We start from the raw sequence: 16,078 nt of genomic DNA, 5'->3' as shown, positions 1-16,078 counted from the left end.
GGTGACGTCCGGGGCGTGTATCAGCCAGTGATACGGGCGGACGGCCGTGGGAGGCGGTCTGAGAGAATTGGGGCGTGATCTCTCGTATCGACCTGCGCGGTGACGCCCTCCCCGAGGGCGGCGCCCTGCGCGACCTGCTGCCCCGTGCCGAGTTCGACGTGGAAGCCGCCCTGGAGAAGGTGCGGCCCATCTGCGAGGACGTCCATCATCGTGGCACGGCGGCGCTGATCGAGTACGCGCGGAAGTTCGACGGCGTCGAGCTCACGCAGGTCCGGGTGCCCGCGGAGGCCCTCGCGGCCGCCCTGGAGCAGCTCGACCCGGCCGTCCGCGCCGCCCTGGAGGAGTCCATCCGGCGCGCCCGCGTCGTGCACCGCGCCCAGCGCCGCACCGAGCACGTCACCCAGGTGGTCCCGGGCGGCACCGTGACCGAGAAGTGGGTTCCGGTCGAGCGCGTCGGGCTGTACGCGCCGGGCGGCCGTTCGGTGTACCCGTCCTCCGTCGTGATGAACGTCGTCCCCGCCCAGGAGGCGGGCGTCGAGTCGATCGCGCTGGCCTCTCCGCCGCAGAGGGAGTTCGGCGGCCTGCCGCACCCGACGATCCTCGCCGCGTGCGCGCTGCTCGGCGTGGACGAGGTGTACGCCGCCGGCGGCGCCGTGGCCGTCGCGATGTTCGCGTACGGCACCGAGGACTGCCCGCCCGTGAACATGGTGACCGGCCCCGGCAACATCTGGGTCGCCGCCGCCAAGCGCTACTTCACCGGGAAGATCGGCATCGACACCGAGGCCGGCCCCACCGAGATCGCGGTCCTCGCTGACTCCACGGCCGACCCGGTGCACGTCGCCGCCGACCTGATCAGCCAGGCCGAGCACGACCCGCTGGCCGCCGCCGTCCTCGTCACGGACTCCGCGGAACTCGCGGCCGCCGTCGAGAGGGAACTGGAGCCGCAGGTCGCCGCGACCAAGCACGTCGAGGACCGGATCAAGCCCGCCCTCGCCGGCAAGCAGTCCGCGATCGTGCTGGTGGACACCCTGGAGGACGGCCTCAAGGTCGTCGACGCGTACGGCGCCGAGCACCTGGAGATCCAGACCGCCGACGCCGCCTCCTGGGCCGCCCGGGTGCGCAACGCCGGCGCGGTCTTCGTCGGCCCCTGGGCGCCGGTCTCCCTCGGCGACTACTGCGCCGGCTCCAACCACGTCCTGCCCACCGGCGGCTGCGCCTGCCACTCCTCGGGCCTGTCCGTGCAGTCCTTCCTGCGCGGCATCCACATCGTCGACTACACGCGCGACGCCCTCGCCGAGGTCACCCACCACGTGGTGACGCTGGCCGAAGCGGAGGACCTGCCCGCGCACGGCGCGGCCCTCAAGGCGCGCTTCGGATGGAAGGTGCCCGGCCAGTGACCTTCGGCATCGACGACCTCCCCATCCGGGACGAACTGCGCGGCAAGAGCCCCTACGGCGCCCCGCAGCTCGACGTGCCCGTCCAGCTGAACACGAACGAGAACCCGTACGAGCTGCCCGAGCCGCTCGTACGGCGCATCGCCGAACGCGTCGCCGAGGCGGCCCGCACCCTCAACCGCTACCCCGACCGGGACGCGGTCGAGCTGCGCACCCAGCTGGCCGCCTACCTGACCCGCACGGGCAAGCACCCCGTCGCCAAGGAGAACGTCTGGGCCGCCAACGGCTCCAACGAGGTCCTCCAGCAGCTGCTCCAGGCCTTCGGCGGCCCGGGGCGCACGGCGATCGGCTTCGAGCCCTCGTACTCCATGCACGCGCTCATCGCGCGCGGCACCGGCACGGGCTGGGTCTCCGGTCCCCGCCGCGAGGACTTCACCATCGACGTGGAGGCGGCCGAGCGGGCGATCGCCGAGCACGCCCCCGACGTCGTCTTCATCACCTCGCCCAACAACCCCACGGGCACCGCCGTCGAGGCCGAGACCGTCCTCTCCCTGTACGAGGCCGCGCAGGCCGTCAAGCCCACCCTGGTCGTCGTGGACGAGGCGTACGTGGAGTTCTCGCACCGCGACTCCCTCCTCCCGCTGATCGAGGGCCGCCCCTGCCTGGTGGTCTCCCGGACCATGTCCAAGGCCTTCGGCGCGGCGGGCCTGCGCCTGGGCTACCTCGCCGCGCACCCCGCCGTCGTCGACGCCGTGCAGCTCGTACGCCTGCCGTACCACCTGTCCGCCGTCACCCAGGCGACCGCGCTGGCCGCGCTGGAGCACACCGACACGCTGCTCGGCTACGTCGAGCAGCTCAAGGCCGAGCGGGACCGCCTGGTCACCGAGCTGCGGGCCCTCGGGTACGAGGTCACCGAGTCCGACGCGAACTTCATCCAGTTCGGGAAGTTCGAGGACTCCCACACCGCCTGGCAGAAGATCCTCGACCAGGGCGTCCTGGTCCGGGACAACGGCGTACCGGGCCGGCTGCGGGTCACCGCGGGCACCCCGGCCGAGAACGACGCGTTCCTGGAAGCGGTTCGCGCACTGAAGAAGGAGCAGCACGCATGAGCCGCATCGGACGGGTCGAACGGACCACGAAGGAGACCTCGGTCCTCGTCGAGATAAACCTCGACGGCACGGGCAAGGTCGACGTCTCCACGGGCGTGGGCTTCTACGACCACATGCTCGACCAGCTCGGCCGCCACGGCCTCTTCGACCTCACGGTCAAGACGGACGGCGACCTGCACATCGACAGCCACCACACCATCGAGGACACCGCCCTCGCGCTGGGCGCCGCCTTCAGGCAGGCCCTCGGCGACAAGGTCGGCATCTACCGCTTCGGCAACTGCACCGTCCCGCTGGACGAGTCCCTCGCCCAGGTGACCGTCGACCTCTCCGGCCGCCCCTACCTCGTGCACACCGAGCCCGAGAACATGGCGCCGATGATCGGCTCGTACGACACGACGATGACCCGGCACATCTTCGAGTCCTTCGTCGCGCAGGCCCAGATCGCCCTGCACATCCACGTCCCGTACGGGCGCAACGCCCACCACATCGTGGAGTGCCAGTTCAAGGCCCTCGCCCGGGCCCTGCGCTACGCCGCCGAGTTCGACCCGCGCGCCGCCGGGATCCTGCCCTCCACGAAGGGCGCCCTCTAGCGTGAACGGCCTGAACACCATCCTCATCGTCCTCGGCCTGTTCCTGGCCGGGGGCGTCTACTCCTTCCAGAAGCAGAAGATGCCCACCTCGGTGATCGTCCTGCTCGCCCTCGGCTCCGTGATGTGCCTGGCCGCGGGAGTCCTGCGAATCCAGGGAATGTGGGAATGAGCGCCAAGAAGAACGTCGTGGTCTTCGACTACGGCTTCGGCAACATCCGCTCCGCCGAGCGCGCCCTCGCGCGCGTCGGAGCGGACGTCGAGATCACCCGCGACTACGACAGGGCCATGGACGCCGACGGCCTCCTCGTCCCCGGTGTCGGCGCCTTCTCCGCCTGCATGCGGGGCCTGAAGGATGCCCGCGGCGACTGGATCATCGGCCGCAGGCTCTCCGGCGGCCGTCCCGTCATGGGGATCTGCGTCGGCATGCAGATCCTCTTCGAGCGCGGCATCGAGCACGGCGTGGAGACCGAGGGCCTCGACGAGTGGCCCGGCACCGTCGGTCCGCTGAAGGCCCCCGTGGTCCCGCACATGGGCTGGAACACCGTCGAGGCCCCGGCCGACAGCCAGGCCTTCGCCGGTCTGGACGCCGACGCGCGCTTCTACTTCGTGCACTCCTACGCGGCCCACGACTGGAGCCTGGAAGTCACCAACCCGGTGATCCGCGCCCCCCGGGTCACCTGGGCCACGCACGGCGAGCGCTTCGTCGCGGCGGTGGAGAACGGGGCCCTGTGGGCCACCCAGTTCCACCCCGAGAAGTCCGGCGACGCCGGCGCCCAGCTCCTCACCAACTGGATCGAGACCCTCTGATGCCGAAGACTCTGGAACTCCTTCCCGCGGTCGACGTCCGCGGCGGCCAGGCCGTACGCCTCGTGCACGGCGTGTCGGGCAGCGAGACCTCCTACGGCTCCCCGCTGGAGGCGGCCCTCGCCTGGCAGGCCGCCGGCGCCGAATGGCTGCACCTCGTCGACCTGGACGCCGCCTTCGGCACCGGTGACAACCGGTCCCTGGTCGCCGACATCACCCGGGCCATGGACATCAAGGTCGAGCTGTCCGGCGGCATCCGCGACGACGCCACCCTCGCCGCGGCCCTCGCCACCGGCTGCACCCGCGTCAACCTCGGCACCGCCGCCCTGGAGACCCCCGAGTGGGCCGCCAAGGCCATCGCCGAGCACGGCGACCGGATCGCCATCGGCCTCGACGTGCGCGGCACCACCCTCAAGGGCCGCGGCTGGACCAGCGAGGGCGGCGACCTCTACGAGACCCTCGCCCGCCTGGACTCCGAGGGCTGCGCCCGCTACGTCGTCACCGACATCGGCAAGGACGGCACGCTCACCGGCCCCAACCTGGAGCTGCTGAGGAACGTCTGCGCCGCCACCGACCGGCCCGTCGTCGCCTCCGGCGGCGTCTCGTCGCTGGACGACCTGCGGGCCCTGTCCGGGCTTGTCCCCCTCGGCGTCGAGGGCGCCATCGTCGGCAAGGCCCTGTACGCCAAGGCCTTCACCCTGGAAGAAGCCCTGGAGGCGGTCCGCGCATGAGTTCCCCCGACGTACACCGCATCTCCTCCGGCGGCCCCTACGAGGACGTCATCGGCTACTCCCGCGCCGTGGTCCTCCCCAACGGCCTGGTCCTGGTCTCCGGCTGCACGGCGGCCGACGCGGGCGGCCCCTACGACCAGACGGTCAAGGCCTTCGAGGTCGCCTTCAAGGCGCTCGCCGCGGCCGGACTCGGCCCTGAGCACGTGGTCCGCACCCGGATGTACCTGACGCACGCCCGGGACGTGGACGAGGTGGGCCGCGCCCACAAGGCACTGTTCGACACCGTCCGCCCCGCCGCCACGATGCTCATCGTCTCCGGCTTCGTCGACCCCGGCATGGTCGTCGAGGTCGAGGTCGAGGCCTACGGGGAGGTGGCGCCGTGACCCTCGCCGTACGCGTGATCCCCTGCCTGGACGTGGACAACGGCCGGGTCGTCAAGGGCGTCAACTTCCAGAACCTGCGCGACGCCGGCGACCCGGTGGAGATGGCCAAGCTGTACGACGCCGAGGGCGCCGACGAGCTGACCTTCCTCGACATCACCGCCTCCTCCGGCAACCGCGAGACCACCTACGACGTGGTCCGGCGCACCGCCGAGCAGGTCTTCATCCCGCTCACGGTCGGAGGCGGCGTCCGCACCGCCGACGACGTCGACAAGCTGCTGCGGGCCGGCGCCGACAAGGTGGGCGTGAACACGGCCGCCATCGCCCGGCCCGAGCTGATCCAGGAGATCGCCGAGCGCTTCGGCCGCCAGGTCCTCGTCCTGTCGGTCGACGCCCGCCGCACCGCGGCCGGATCCTTCGAGGTCACCACCCACGGCGGCCGCCGGGGCACCGGCATCGACGCCGTCGAATGGGCGCACCGGGCGGCCGAACTGGGCGCCGGGGAGATCCTGTTGAACTCCATGGACGCCGACGGCACCAAGGACGGCTACGACACCGAGATGATCGCCGCCGTGCGCGCGCACGTCACCGTCCCGGTGATCGCCTCGGGCGGTGCGGGCCGGCTGGAGCACTTCGCGCCCGCCATCGGCGCGGGCGCCGACGCGGTCCTCGCCGCCTCGGTGTTCCACTTCGGAGACCTGCGGATCTCCGAGGTCAAGTCGGCCCTCCGCGAAGCCGGCCACCCGGTCCGCTGACCCGGGCCGTCCGGCCGGGCCCCCGCGAGGGGCGGCCCGGCCGGACGGGGACCGGCCGGTCCGCCGGTCCCGGCCGGTCCGCCGGTCCCGGCCGGTCCGCCGGTCCCGGCCGGGGCGCCCGGGGCTCAGATCCCCAGCCGGGCCACCGTCAGCCGGGCCACGGCCTCCTTCTCGCCGTCCAGCTCCACGGCGGCGGCGTCCTGCCGGCCGAAGCAGAACAGCGTCAGCTCACCCGGCTCCCCGGTCACCGTCACCACCGGTACGCCCTTGTGGGCCACCGCCGTGCGCCCGTCCGGGCGGCGCAGCACCAGCCCCACCGGCGAGCGGCGGCCCGTGAGACGGGCCAGCTTCTCCAGCCGGGACCACAGCGCGTCCGAGAACACCGGGTCCAGCGTCCGGGGCGACCAGTCCGGCTGGGCGCGCCGCACGTCCTCGGCGTGGACGTAGAACTCCACCGCGTTCGCGGCCTCGTCGATCTGCTTCAGGGCGTACACGGACAGCTTCGGCGGGCCGGTGCGGATCAGCTGGACCAGCTCCTCGTAGGGCTTGGCCGCGTACTCGGCCATCGCCCGGTCGAGGCGGTCCTTCAGCACGTTCAGCAGCAGCCCTCCCGCCGCGTCCGGGCGGCGCTCGCGCACCACCACGTGCGCCGCCAGTTCCCGGCAGGTCCAGCCGTCGCACAGCGTCGGCGACTCCGGTCCCGCCGCCTCCAAAAGGTCCGCCAGCAACAGGCGTTCACGCTTCGCATGGGTAGACATGCGGGCCAGCCTACGACCGGGGGCCGCCCGCCGCCGCCCATCAGGCGGACGGTGATCCGTAACAGGGCCCTCCGCGCGGCACAATGGGGCCCATGAGTACGTCCTCCCTCGACCCCGCCGTCGCCGCCCGCCTCAAGCGCTCCGCGGACGGCCTGGTTCCCGCCATCGCCCAGCAGTACGACACCGGTGAGGTGCTGATGCTCGGCTGGATGGACGACGAGGCCCTGCACCGCACCCTCACCACCGGCCGCTGCACCTACTGGTCCCGCAGCCGGCAGGAGTACTGGGTCAAGGGGGACACCTCCGGCCACTTCCAGCACGTGAAGTCCGTCGCCCTCGACTGCGACGCCGACACCGTGCTCGTCAAGGTCGACCAGGTCGGCGCCGCCTGCCACACGGGTGCCCGTACCTGCTTCGACGACGATGTCCTCCTCAGCGACGCCAGCTAGCCAGTTAGGGTCCCACCCCATGGATCTCGAGACGTTCCGCAAGCTCGCGGCCGACCGCCGCGTCATCCCCGTGAGCCGCAGGCTGCTGGCCGACGGGGACACCCCCGTCGGGCTGTACCGGAAGCTGGCCGCCGAACGCCCCGGCACGTTCCTGCTGGAATCGGCCCTTGGGGGTACCTCCCACACCGGAGGCAGCGGGGGAGGCCGTTCCTGGTCCCGCTACTCCTTCGTCGGCGTCCGCAGCGCCTCCACCCTCACCGTCAAGGACGGGCAGGCGCACTGGATCGGCACCCCGCCCGTCGGCGTCCCCACGGACGGCGACCCCCTCGAGGCCCTGCGCGCCACCGTCGAGGCCCTGCACACCCCCCGCGACCTCGCGGGCGGCATGCCGCCCTTCACCGGCGGCATGGTCGGCTACCTCGGCTACGACATCGTCCGGCGCCTGGAGCGCATCGGGGACCACACCGAGGACGACCTGGAACTCCCCGAGCTGACCATGCTCCTCACCTCCGACCTGGCGGTCCTCGACCACTGGGACGGCACCGTCCTGCTCATCGCCAACGCGATCAACCACAACGCCCTCGACACCGGCGCGGACGAGGCCCACGCCGACGCGGTCGCCCGTCTCGACGCGATGGAGGCCGACCTGGCGCGGCCCGCGCCGTACGCGCCCGCCCCGCTCCCGGACGCGGAGCTGCCGCCCTTCGACGCGCTGTGGGGCGGCGAGAAGTACCAGGCGGCCGTCGAGGACGTCAAGGAACGCATCCGGGCCGGCGAGGCCTTCCAGGTGGTGCCCTCGCAGCGGTTCGAGACCCCCTGCCACGCCTCCGCCCTGGACGTCTACCGGGTGCTGCGGGCCACCAACCCGTCCCCGTACATGTACCTCTTCCGCTTCGAGAACGGCTTCGACGTCGTCGGGTCCAGCCCCGAGGCGCTGGTCAAGGTCGAGGACGGCCGGGCCATGGTCCACCCCATCGCCGGCACCCGCCACCGGGGCGCCACCCCGCAGGAGGACAACGACCTGGCCGAGGAACTGCTGGCCGACCCGAAGGAGCGCGCCGAGCACCTCATGCTCGTCGACCTCGGCCGCAACGACCTGGGCCGGGTCTGTGAGCCGGGCTCCGTCGAGGTCGTCGACTTCATGAGCATCGAGCGGTACTCGCACGTCATGCACATCGTCTCCACGGTCACCGGGCGGGTCGCCGAGGGCAGGACCGCCTTCGACGTGCTCACCGCCTGCTTCCCCGCCGGAACCCTCTCCGGCGCGCCCAAGCCGCGCGCCATGCAGATCATCGAGGAGCTGGAGCCCTCCCGCCGCGGCCTGTACGGCGGCTGCGTCGGCTACCTCGACTTCGCGGGGGACTCCGACACCGCCATCGCCATCCGCACCGCGCTGCTGCGCGACGGGACGGCGTACGTGCAGGCCGGGGCGGGGGTCGTCGCCGACTCGGTGCCGGAGCTGGAGGACCAGGAGTGCCGCAACAAGGCCGCCGCCGTGCTCCGCGCCGTGGGAGCGGCGAACCGCCTCCACCGCGCCTGAGGCCGTAGGGGATAGTGGGTACGTGACCGCCGTACCCCACCCCCCCACAGAGGCCGAGGCCGCCGGGAGCAGCACCGGCCGCCGCACCGTGGCCGTCGCCCTGCTGCTCGGCGCGCTCGGCGCCACCGTCGTCCTGCTCGCCTCGGGCCGCACCTGGGCCCGGGGCAGCGCCTCCATCGGGGGCGGCAGCCTGCCCCTGACCGCCGACGGGCGGGCCGTCACGGGCCTCCCGGCGGCCCTGGCCATCGTCGGCCTCGCCGCCCTGGTCGCCGTGTTCGCCGTACGCGGCCGCGGGCGCCTGCTGGTCTCCGGACTGCTCGCGCTGAGCGGCCTGGGCGCCGCGCTGGCCGCCGTGGCCGCCGCCGACGACCGGCGGGCGCTGGACGAGCGGGCCGCCACCGCGACCGCCGACACCGCCGCCCGGGTGATGGAGCTGAGCCACACGGCGTGGCCGTACGTCACCGCCTCCGGCGCGGCGCTGATCCTGCTCGCGGGACTGCTCGCGCTGCGCTTCGGCCGCGACTGGCCCGCGATGGGGGGCCGCTACGAGCGCGACGGCAGCCCCCGCGGACGCACCCCGGCCCCGGTGGACCCGGACCGGCCGGAGGACCTGTGGAAGGCGCTGGACCGCGGCGAGGACCCCACCGGCTGAGCGGGCCCGCCCCGGACCCCCCACCCACTGGCGAAACCGGCGGCCCCGTGCGGGAGAATGACACCGACAGCGAGCGTGCGACACAGACCGCGCTCTCTACACGCTTGAGACAGAGCAACGAGGAGCAACTCATGGCGGGCACGAGCCACGGACACACCCCGGCCGCCTGGACCGGTGTCATCATCGCCTTCATCGGTTTCTGCGTCTCCGGCGCTTTCATGGTGCTGGCGAACCCGCTCGGGTTCTGGGCCGGCATGGTCGTCGTCGCGCTCGGTGGTGTGGTCGGCCTCGCGATGCGGGCCGCCGGCATGGGCGCGCCGAAGGACGGCCACCGCGACCTCGCCGAGGTCATCGCCGCCAACCGGGTCCCCGCCAAGGTCTGAGCGCGATCCCGCGGGTCTGCCGGTCCGCTCGTAAAGGCGCGGCCCCGTCGGGCTGCGCCTTTCGGCATGAGCGGAGAGAATCAGCGCGTGGACGCCCCTCACACCGACACCCCGCACGCGGCGCTCCGGCAGCCGCTGCCGCCCGCCCAGGCGCCCGTACGGGCCTCCCGGGCCCGCCGGCTGGCCGCCCCCGCGCTCACCCTGGCCGGGGCGGTGGCGGCGTTCGCGTACGTGGGCGCCGTGGACCCCAACGAGCCCGGGCACTACCCGGTCTGCCCGCTGTTCCGGCTGACCGGGGTGCTGTGCCCGGGGTGCGGCGGGCTGCGCAGCGCGCACGCCTTCGCCACCGGGGACCTGCCGGCCGCCCTCGGCGCCAACGCCGTGGCGGTGGCCGGCTACCTGGTGTTCGCCGCGTTCACGGCCCTGTGGCTGCTGCGGGCCTTCCGCGGCGGCCCCGTCCCCCGGATCGCCCCGGGGCGGGCCGTCTGGTGGGGCGTCGGGGCCCTGGTGCTGGCCTTCTCGATCGTCCGGAACCTCCCCTTCGGTTCGGCCCTGGCCCCCTGACCCGGCACAGGCCCTCGCGGGATCCGGCGGGAACTACGGGAGGGCCATATTCCGGGTGTCCAGTCCATGGGACACCGAGAAGTCCGTGCGGAGGCCTCGGCGACCTGCGGATACCATTTGAGTGCTGACCTTGCAGTGGAACGTGTCTGCAAGGCGGCCGACCGTCATCAACCCGGAAGGGGGCCGCTCGCGTGAGTGTGCTCGACGAGATCATCGAAGGGGTCCGCGAAGACCTTGCCGAACGGCAGGCCCGCGTGAGCCTCGACGAGCTCAAGGAGCGTGCCGCCAAGGCGCCCCAGGCCAAGGACGGTGTCGCCGCCCTGCGTGGCGACGGCGTCAAGGTGATCTGCGAGGTCAAGCGCTCCAGCCCCTCCAAGGGCGCGCTGGCCGCCATCGCCGATCCGGCCGGGCTCGCCGCCGACTACGAGGCCGGCGGGGCGGCGGTCATCTCCGTCCTCACCGAGCAGCGCCGCTTCGGCGGCTCGCTCGCCGACCTCGAGGCCGTCCGCGCGCGCGTGGACGTCCCGATCCTGCGCAAGGACTTCATCGTCACGGCGTACCAGCTGTGGGAGGCCCGCGCCTACGGCGCCGACCTCGTCCTGCTGATCGTCGCGGCCCTGGAGCAGGAGGCCCTGGTCTCCCTCATCGAGCGGGCCGAGTCCATCGGCCTCACCCCGCTCGTCGAGGTCCACGACGAGGAGGAGATCGAGCGCGCCGTCGCCGCGGGCGCCAAGATCATCGGCGTCAACGCGCGCAACCTCAAGGACCTCAAGGTCGACCGCTCCACCTTCGAGCGGATCGTCGGAGAGATCCCGCCCCACATCGTGAAGGTCGCCGAGTCCGGCATCCGCGGACCGCACGACCTGATCGCCTACGCCAACGAGGGCGCCGACGCCGTCCTCGTCGGAGAGTCCCTGGTCACCGGCCGCGACCCGAAGGCGGCCGTCGCCGACCTCGTCGCCGCCGGCGCGCACCCCGCCCTGCGCCACGGGCGGAGCTGACCACTCCCATGCCTCCCGTCCGCTCCTCCGTCCGCACCCGCCCGGGCCACGGCCCGGCCGGCGTGCCGACGGCGCACGCGCCCCTGGCGCGCGGCTGCCGCCCCCGCGGCTGCCGCGCCCCGGCGCGCCGCGTGCACGGCAGGCGGGTGCGCTACGTGATCGGGTCCGAGCCCGGGCAGGTCAACGGCATGCGATGGCGCGCCGGAGCCGCGCCGTGACGACGGCCCTCCCCGCCCGGTACCCCTGACGTACCGGGCGCGGACGGCCGCGTACGGTCCCCGCCCCTCACGGGCGCGGACCCTCCCGTCCCCGCGCCGCCCACCCCCCAGCGGGGTGCGCGGGCGGCGGACCGGCGGCGCAATACGGTGCATCCAGCCCGCGTCGAGCGAAACCTCGCATTCCGCACCCGTAGGAGTAGTGGCCATGTCCACCAGCTCGTTCTTCATCCCGGACCCGGAGGGTCACGTCCCCAACGCCGAGGGCTACTTCGGCGACTTCGGCGGCAAGTTCATCCCGGAGGCCCTCGTCGCCGCCGTGGACGAGGTCGCCGTCGAGTACGAGAAGGCCAAGGGCGACCCGGCCTTCGCCGCCGAGCTCAACGACCTCATGGTCAACTACACGGGCCGGCCCAGCGCCCTGACCGAGGTGCCCCGGTTCGCCGAGCACGCGGGCGGCGCCCGGATCTTCCTCAAGCGCGAGGACCTCAACCACACCGGCTCGCACAAGATCAACAACGTGCTGGGGCAGGCGCTGCTCACCAGGCGCATGGGCAAGACCCGCGTCATCGCCGAGACCGGCGCCGGCCAGCACGGCGTGGCCACCGCCACCGCCTGCGCCCTCTTCGGCCTCGACTGCACCATCTACATGGGCGAGATCGACACCCAGCGCCAGGCCCTCAACGTGGCCCGCATGCGCATGCTCGGCGCCGAGGTCATCGCCGTGAAGTCCGGTTCCCGGACCCTCAAGGACGCCATCAACGAGGCCTTCCGCGACTGGGTCGCCAACGTGGACCGGACGCACTACCTCTTCGGCACCGTCGCCGGCCCGCACCCCTTCCCCGCCATGGTCCGCGACTTCCACCGCGTCATCGGCGTCGAGGCCCGCCGCCAGATCATCGAGCGCGCCGGCCGGCTCCCCGACGCGGTCGCCGCCTGCGTCGGCGGCGGCTCCAACGCCATCGGCCTCTTCCATGCCTTCATCCCGGACACCGGGGTCCGCCTGGTCGGCTTCGAGCCCGCCGGACACGGGGTGGAGACCGGCGAGCACGCCGCCACCCTCACCGCGGGCGAGCCCGGCATCCTGCACGGCTCGCGCAGCTACGTCCTCCAGGACGAGGAGGGCCAGATCACCGAGCCCTACTCGATCTCGGCCGGGCTGGACTACCCGGGCATCGGCCCCGAGCACTCCTACCTGAAGGACAGCGGCCGCGGCGAGTACCGCGCGGTCACCGACGCCGCCGCCATGCAGGCCCTGCGCCTGCTCTCGCGCACCGAGGGCATCATCCCGGCCATCGAATCGGCGCACGCCCTCGCGGGCGCCCTCGACCTGGGCAGGGAACTGGGCCCCGACGGGCTGATCGTGGTCAACCTGTCCGGCCGGGGCGACAAGGACATGGACACGGCCGCCCGCTACTTCGGGCTGTACGACGGAGCCGAGGGCACCGAGGGGGAGAACAAGTGAGCAACGCCACCGACAGGACCGGCCACCTGGATCTGCTGAGCGCCACCCTCGCCAAGGCCAAGTCCGAGGACCGCGCGGCCCTCGTCGCCTACCTCCCGGCCGGCTTCCCGACCGTCGACGGCGGCATCGAGGCCGTCAAGGCCGTCATCGCGGGCGGCGCCGACATCGTCGAGATCGGCCTGCCGCACAGCGACCCGGTCCTCGACGGCGCCGTCATCCAGACCGCCGACGACATCGCCCTGCGCGGCGGCGTCAGGATCGCCGACGTGCTGCGCACCGTCCGTGAGGCCTTCGAGGCCACCGGGGTCCCGATCCTGGTCATGACGTACTGGAACCCCATCGACCGCTACGGCGTCGAGCGGTTCACCGCCGAGCTGGCGGCCGCCGGCGGTGCCGGCTGCATCCTGCCCGACCTGCCGGTCCAGGAGTCCGCGCTGTGGCGCGAGCACGCGGCGAAGAACGGTCTGGCGACCGTCTTCGTCGTCGCCCCCAGCAGCCGGGACGAACGCCTGGCGACCATCACCGCCGCCGGCTCCGGCTTCGTCTACGCGGCCTCCCTCATGGGCGTCACCGGCACCCGCGAGTCCGTCGGCGACGAGGCCCAGGAACTGGTGCGCCGCACCCGCGCCACCACCGACCTGCCGGTCTGCGTGGGCCTGGGAGTCTCCAACGCCGTGCAGGCCAAGCAGGTCGCGGGCTTCGCCGACGGCGTGATCGTCGGCTCGGCCTTCGTGAAGCTGCTCCTGGACGCCCCCGACCTGCCGGCCGGCCTGTCGGCCGTGCGGGCACTGGCGGGCGAGCTTGCGGAAGGCGTACGCAGGTCCTGACCCGGGACGGGCCCCGAAAGGGGTTCTGTAGCCCGATCGGGTGGAAACGTGAGCGGGGAGGCACGCGAGTGCCTCCCCGCTTCGTTTGGCCGGTCGTGAGCGAGAAGAACGACGGTGCGAACCGCGATGCGACGAAACGATCGGCCCGGGAGCGACTCCAGGAGGAGCGCGAGCGGCAGAAGACCCGGGACAAGCGCCGGCGGACCTTCCTGGTGGCCGGAGCGGTCCTCGGCGTGCTCGGCCTGGCCGCCGTCGTCGGCGTGATCGCGGCCAACGCCGGCAAGGGCGACAAGCCGGGCAAGGACGGCCCGGTGGCCGCGCCCTCCGGAGCCACCGGCAAGGACGCGCTCGCCATCCAGACCGGCAAGGACGGCGCCAAGTCCACCCTCACGGTGTGGGAGGACTTCCGCTGCCCCGCCTGCAAGGCCTTCGAGGACAACTACCGCACCACCATCCACGACCTGGAGGCCAAGGGGCTGCTCAAGGTCGAGTACCACCTGGTCACCCTGATCGACGGGAACATGGGCGGCACCGGCTCCCTGAAGGGGGCGAACGCCGCCGCCTGCGCCCAGGACGCCGGCAAGTTCGCCCCGTACCACGACCTCCTCTTCCAGAACCAGCCGCAGGAAACCGACGACGCCTTCGGCAAGAACGCCAGGCTGCTGGAACTGGCCGGCAAGGTCGACGGGCTGGACACCCCGGCCTTCCGCTCCTGCGTGGAGGACGGGACCCACAACAGCTGGGTCCTCAAGTCGCACGAGGCCTTCCGCACCGGGAAGTTCCGGGGCACCCCCACCGTGCTCCTCGACGGCAAGGACATCTTCTCCGACCAGGCGAATCCGCTGACGCCGCAGAAGCTGAAGGAGAAGGTCGAGGGCACCGGCGGCAAGGCCGTCCCGTCACCGTCCGCCTCCCCCTCCGCGGCCGCGTCCGCCTCCGCGTCCCCGTCCGGCAACGGCGGGACGAGGAGCGGCACCCGGAGCGCCCCCACCGCCGGACCGGGTTCCGCTTCCGGCTCCCGGACCGGGGCGGGAGCCGGCTCGGGAGGCTGAGCGGCGGTCCGGCCGCGTGTGGTTTTGATTTCAGCTTGCCGGGCGGGTTGCGGTGCGTACCGCCCGGCAGGGTAGCGTCAGGTCTGTCATGGACCTTGCTTACATCCCCAGCCCGTCGACCGGCGTGATCGATCTCGGACCGATCCCGCTGCGCGGCTACGCGTTCTGCATCATCATCGGCGTCTTCGTCGCCGTCTGGCTCGGCAACAAGCGGTGGATCGCGCGCGGCGGAAAGCCGGGCACGGTCGCGGACATCGCCGTGTGGGCCGTGCCCTTCGGACTGGTCGGCGGTCGCCTCTACCACGTGATCACCGACTACCAGCTCTACTTCGGCGAAGGCCGGAACTGGGTCGACGCCTTCAAGATCTGGGAGGGCGGCCTCGGCATCTGGGGCGCGATCGCGCTCGGCGCGGTCGGCGCCTGGATCGGCTGCCGGCTGCGCGGCATCCCGCTGCCCGCCTGGGCCGACGCGCTCGCCCCGGGCATCGCGCTCGCCCAGGCCTGCGGGCGCTGGGGCAACTGGTTCAACCAGGAGCTGTACGGGCGCCCGACCGACCTGCCGTGGGCGCTGGAGATCAGCGAGGGCCCCAACCGGGTCGCGGGCACCTACCACCCGACCTTCCTGTACGAGTCCCTGTGGTGCCTGGGCGTGGCCGCGCTGGTCATCTGGGCGGACCGGCGCTTCAAGCTGGGGCACGGGCGGGCGTTCGCCCTGTACGTGGCGGCCTACTGCGCGGGGCGCGGCTGGATCGAGTACATGCGCGTCGACGAGGCGCACCACGTCCTGGGGCTCCGGCTGAACGTCTGGACCGCGATCGTGGTCTTCGTGGGCGCGGTGGTCTACTTCGTGCTGTCGGCGAAGCTGCGGCCGGGGCGCGAGGCGGTCGTGGAACCGGGGGCCTCCGGCGGCGGTTCGGGTCCGGCCGACGCGGGTCCGGCCGACGCGGGTTCGGCCGACGCGGGTTCGGCCGAGCCGAAGGACGCCGGCGCCGTCCCGGAGGGTGAGGCGGCCGGCTCCGGGGCGAAGTCCCCGAGCCTCGCCAAGCCCGGTGCCGGTGCCGTTGCCGACGCCGTCCCGGCGGGTGCGGAGGCCCAGGCGGCCGACGCCGAGCCGAAGCCCACGAGCCTCACGAAGGCCGCGGAGGCCGACAAGGGCTGACCGGGTCTCCACCGGAGGGGGCGCCGCGCGTACTGCGGCGCCCCCTCCGGCGTACCCGGCCGGCCCGGGGGAGCCGCCGCCGCGCGGGGGTGTTCCCCTCCCGGCCCTTCCACCGTTCCCCGGGGCCTAGGTCCTGTCCGGCGGATCTTGTGACCGTCTGCTTGTCCGGTCGTTAGGTGGGGCATGGGGCGGGGTGATCTGACGAATGCGGAGTGGGTGCGGCTTGAGCCGCATCTGCCCGCCGCCGGTC

Annotated in this window: 20 protein-coding genes; 19 read left to right on the top strand and 1 reads right to left on the bottom strand. The window is 73.0% G+C overall.

Annotated features, from left to right (window positions below):
* Positions 1-74 precede the first annotated feature (74 nt).
* From hisD to hisF, 8 genes are read left to right on the top strand one after another with little or no spacing between them, the layout of a single operon-like run.
* Positions 75-1,397, top strand: a complete 1,323-nt coding sequence (hisD, locus tag ACZ514_RS31435) for a histidinol dehydrogenase (protein ID WP_468697769.1) — start codon at positions 75-77, stop codon at positions 1,395-1,397.
* Positions 1,394-2,503, top strand: a complete 1,110-nt coding sequence (locus ACZ514_RS31430; protein ID WP_468697766.1) for a histidinol-phosphate transaminase — start codon at positions 1,394-1,396, stop codon at positions 2,501-2,503. The genes hisD and ACZ514_RS31430 overlap by 4 nt, the downstream gene beginning before the upstream one ends.
* Complete coding sequence (hisB, locus tag ACZ514_RS31425) at positions 2,500-3,093, top strand: imidazoleglycerol-phosphate dehydratase HisB (protein WP_468166957.1); 594 nt, start codon at positions 2,500-2,502, stop codon at positions 3,091-3,093. Before ACZ514_RS31430 ends, hisB begins: the two co-directional genes overlap by 4 nt.
* Before the next feature lies 1 nt (position 3,094).
* A complete protein-coding gene (locus tag ACZ514_RS31420) occupies positions 3,095-3,262 on the top strand; it encodes a hypothetical protein (protein WP_468166959.1) in 168 nt (55 codons plus the stop codon).
* Positions 3,259-3,900 carry an imidazole glycerol phosphate synthase subunit HisH gene (gene hisH / locus ACZ514_RS31415; RefSeq protein ID WP_468166961.1) on the top strand — a complete coding sequence of 214 codons (642 nt, stop codon included), beginning with the start codon at positions 3,259-3,261 and terminating at the stop codon, positions 3,898-3,900. The genes ACZ514_RS31420 and hisH overlap by 4 nt, the downstream gene beginning before the upstream one ends.
* Positions 3,900-4,628, top strand: a complete 729-nt coding sequence (gene priA / locus ACZ514_RS31410) for a bifunctional 1-(5-phosphoribosyl)-5-((5-phosphoribosylamino)methylideneamino)imidazole-4-carboxamide isomerase/phosphoribosylanthranilate isomerase PriA (protein ID WP_468166963.1) — start codon at positions 3,900-3,902, stop codon at positions 4,626-4,628. Before hisH ends, priA begins: the two co-directional genes overlap by 1 nt.
* A complete protein-coding gene (locus ACZ514_RS31405; protein ID WP_469126253.1) occupies positions 4,625-5,011 on the top strand; it encodes a RidA family protein in 387 nt (128 codons plus the stop codon). The genes priA and ACZ514_RS31405 overlap by 4 nt, the downstream gene beginning before the upstream one ends.
* Positions 5,008-5,763, top strand: coding sequence for an imidazole glycerol phosphate synthase subunit HisF (gene hisF, locus ACZ514_RS31400; RefSeq protein ID WP_468697763.1), 756 nt, complete (start codon positions 5,008-5,010; stop codon positions 5,761-5,763). The genes ACZ514_RS31405 and hisF overlap by 4 nt, the downstream gene beginning before the upstream one ends.
* Before the next feature lie 125 nt (positions 5,764-5,888).
* On the opposite strand, the gene ACZ514_RS31395 is transcribed toward hisF, so the two are convergent.
* The gene (locus tag ACZ514_RS31395; RefSeq protein ID WP_468166969.1) at positions 5,889-6,521 is read right to left on the bottom strand and encodes a TIGR03085 family metal-binding protein; all 633 of its coding nucleotides are present in this window, start codon (positions 6,519-6,521) and stop codon (positions 5,889-5,891) included.
* Positions 6,522-6,604: 83 nt separating this feature from the next.
* Here ACZ514_RS31395 and hisI point away from each other — a divergent pair, with 83 nt between their 5' ends.
* The 11 genes from hisI (at position 6,605) to lgt (ending at position 15,828) form a co-directional block, all read left to right on the top strand.
* Positions 6,605-6,970 carry a phosphoribosyl-AMP cyclohydrolase gene (hisI, locus tag ACZ514_RS31390; RefSeq protein ID WP_468166971.1) on the top strand — a complete coding sequence of 122 codons (366 nt, stop codon included), beginning with the start codon at positions 6,605-6,607 and terminating at the stop codon, positions 6,968-6,970.
* Positions 6,971-6,989: 19 nt separating this feature from the next.
* On the top strand, positions 6,990-8,510 hold the full coding sequence (locus ACZ514_RS31385; RefSeq protein WP_468697760.1) for an anthranilate synthase component I: 1,521 nt from the start codon (positions 6,990-6,992) through the stop codon (positions 8,508-8,510).
* Positions 8,511-8,532: 22 nt separating this feature from the next.
* The gene (locus ACZ514_RS31380) at positions 8,533-9,162 is read left to right on the top strand and encodes a TIGR02234 family membrane protein (protein WP_468166975.1); all 630 of its coding nucleotides are present in this window, start codon (positions 8,533-8,535) and stop codon (positions 9,160-9,162) included.
* A gap of 131 nt (positions 9,163-9,293) precedes the next feature.
* Positions 9,294-9,545, top strand: a complete 252-nt coding sequence (locus tag ACZ514_RS31375; RefSeq protein ID WP_468166977.1) for an HGxxPAAW family protein — start codon at positions 9,294-9,296, stop codon at positions 9,543-9,545.
* Between the two features lie 66 nt (positions 9,546-9,611).
* Positions 9,612-10,109 carry a DUF2752 domain-containing protein gene (locus tag ACZ514_RS31370; RefSeq protein WP_469126252.1) on the top strand — a complete coding sequence of 166 codons (498 nt, stop codon included), beginning with the start codon at positions 9,612-9,614 and terminating at the stop codon, positions 10,107-10,109.
* A gap of 191 nt (positions 10,110-10,300) precedes the next feature.
* Positions 10,301-11,110 carry an indole-3-glycerol phosphate synthase TrpC gene (gene trpC, locus ACZ514_RS31365; protein WP_468166981.1) on the top strand — a complete coding sequence of 270 codons (810 nt, stop codon included), beginning with the start codon at positions 10,301-10,303 and terminating at the stop codon, positions 11,108-11,110.
* A gap of 8 nt (positions 11,111-11,118) precedes the next feature.
* Positions 11,119-11,328, top strand: a complete 210-nt coding sequence (trpM, locus tag ACZ514_RS31360; protein ID WP_468166983.1) for a tryptophan biosynthesis modulator TrpM — start codon at positions 11,119-11,121, stop codon at positions 11,326-11,328.
* 205 nt (positions 11,329-11,533) lie between these two features.
* On the top strand, positions 11,534-12,790 hold the full coding sequence (gene trpB / locus ACZ514_RS31355; RefSeq protein WP_469126251.1) for a tryptophan synthase subunit beta: 1,257 nt from the start codon (positions 11,534-11,536) through the stop codon (positions 12,788-12,790).
* Complete coding sequence (gene trpA, locus ACZ514_RS31350) at positions 12,787-13,617, top strand: tryptophan synthase subunit alpha (RefSeq protein WP_469126250.1); 831 nt, start codon at positions 12,787-12,789, stop codon at positions 13,615-13,617. Before trpB ends, trpA begins: the two co-directional genes overlap by 4 nt.
* A gap of 95 nt (positions 13,618-13,712) precedes the next feature.
* Positions 13,713-14,669 carry a DsbA family protein gene (locus tag ACZ514_RS31345; RefSeq protein ID WP_468697753.1) on the top strand — a complete coding sequence of 319 codons (957 nt, stop codon included), beginning with the start codon at positions 13,713-13,715 and terminating at the stop codon, positions 14,667-14,669.
* Between the two features lie 88 nt (positions 14,670-14,757).
* On the top strand, positions 14,758-15,828 hold the full coding sequence (gene lgt, locus ACZ514_RS31340; protein ID WP_469126249.1) for a prolipoprotein diacylglyceryl transferase: 1,071 nt from the start codon (positions 14,758-14,760) through the stop codon (positions 15,826-15,828).
* Positions 15,829-16,078 lie beyond the last annotated feature (250 nt).

The sequence above is a fragment of the Streptomyces sp. NPDC034086 genome, from assembly GCF_055575515.1.
The sequence above is the reverse complement of the archived record's forward strand: the minus strand, read 5'-3'. Positions and strand labels throughout refer to the sequence as shown.

What these genes read in the sequence shown, in the direction of transcription:
- ACZ514_RS31395 (WP_468166969.1), bottom strand. Translation starts at nt 6,521, where the DNA reads ATGTCTACCCATGCGAAGCGTGAACGCCTGTTGCTGGCGGACCTTTTG.
- hisB (WP_468166957.1), top strand. Translation starts at nt 2,500, where the DNA reads ATGAGCCGCATCGGACGGGTCGAACGGACCACGAAGGAGACCTCGGTC.
- lgt (WP_469126249.1), top strand. Translation starts at nt 14,758, where the DNA reads ATGGACCTTGCTTACATCCCCAGCCCGTCGACCGGCGTGATCGATCTC.
- ACZ514_RS31375 (WP_468166977.1), top strand. Translation starts at nt 9,294, where the DNA reads ATGGCGGGCACGAGCCACGGACACACCCCGGCCGCCTGGACCGGTGTC.
- ACZ514_RS31405 (WP_469126253.1), top strand. Translation starts at nt 4,625, where the DNA reads ATGAGTTCCCCCGACGTACACCGCATCTCCTCCGGCGGCCCCTACGAG.
- trpM (WP_468166983.1), top strand. Translation starts at nt 11,119, where the DNA reads ATGCCTCCCGTCCGCTCCTCCGTCCGCACCCGCCCGGGCCACGGCCCG.
- hisH (WP_468166961.1), top strand. Translation starts at nt 3,259, where the DNA reads ATGAGCGCCAAGAAGAACGTCGTGGTCTTCGACTACGGCTTCGGCAAC.
- priA (WP_468166963.1), top strand. Translation starts at nt 3,900, where the DNA reads ATGCCGAAGACTCTGGAACTCCTTCCCGCGGTCGACGTCCGCGGCGGC.
- hisI (WP_468166971.1), top strand. Translation starts at nt 6,605, where the DNA reads ATGGGGCCCATGAGTACGTCCTCCCTCGACCCCGCCGTCGCCGCCCGC.
- ACZ514_RS31370 (WP_469126252.1), top strand. Translation starts at nt 9,612, where the DNA reads ATGAGCGGAGAGAATCAGCGCGTGGACGCCCCTCACACCGACACCCCG.
- ACZ514_RS31385 (WP_468697760.1), top strand. Translation starts at nt 6,990, where the DNA reads ATGGATCTCGAGACGTTCCGCAAGCTCGCGGCCGACCGCCGCGTCATC.
- trpB (WP_469126251.1), top strand. Translation starts at nt 11,534, where the DNA reads ATGTCCACCAGCTCGTTCTTCATCCCGGACCCGGAGGGTCACGTCCCC.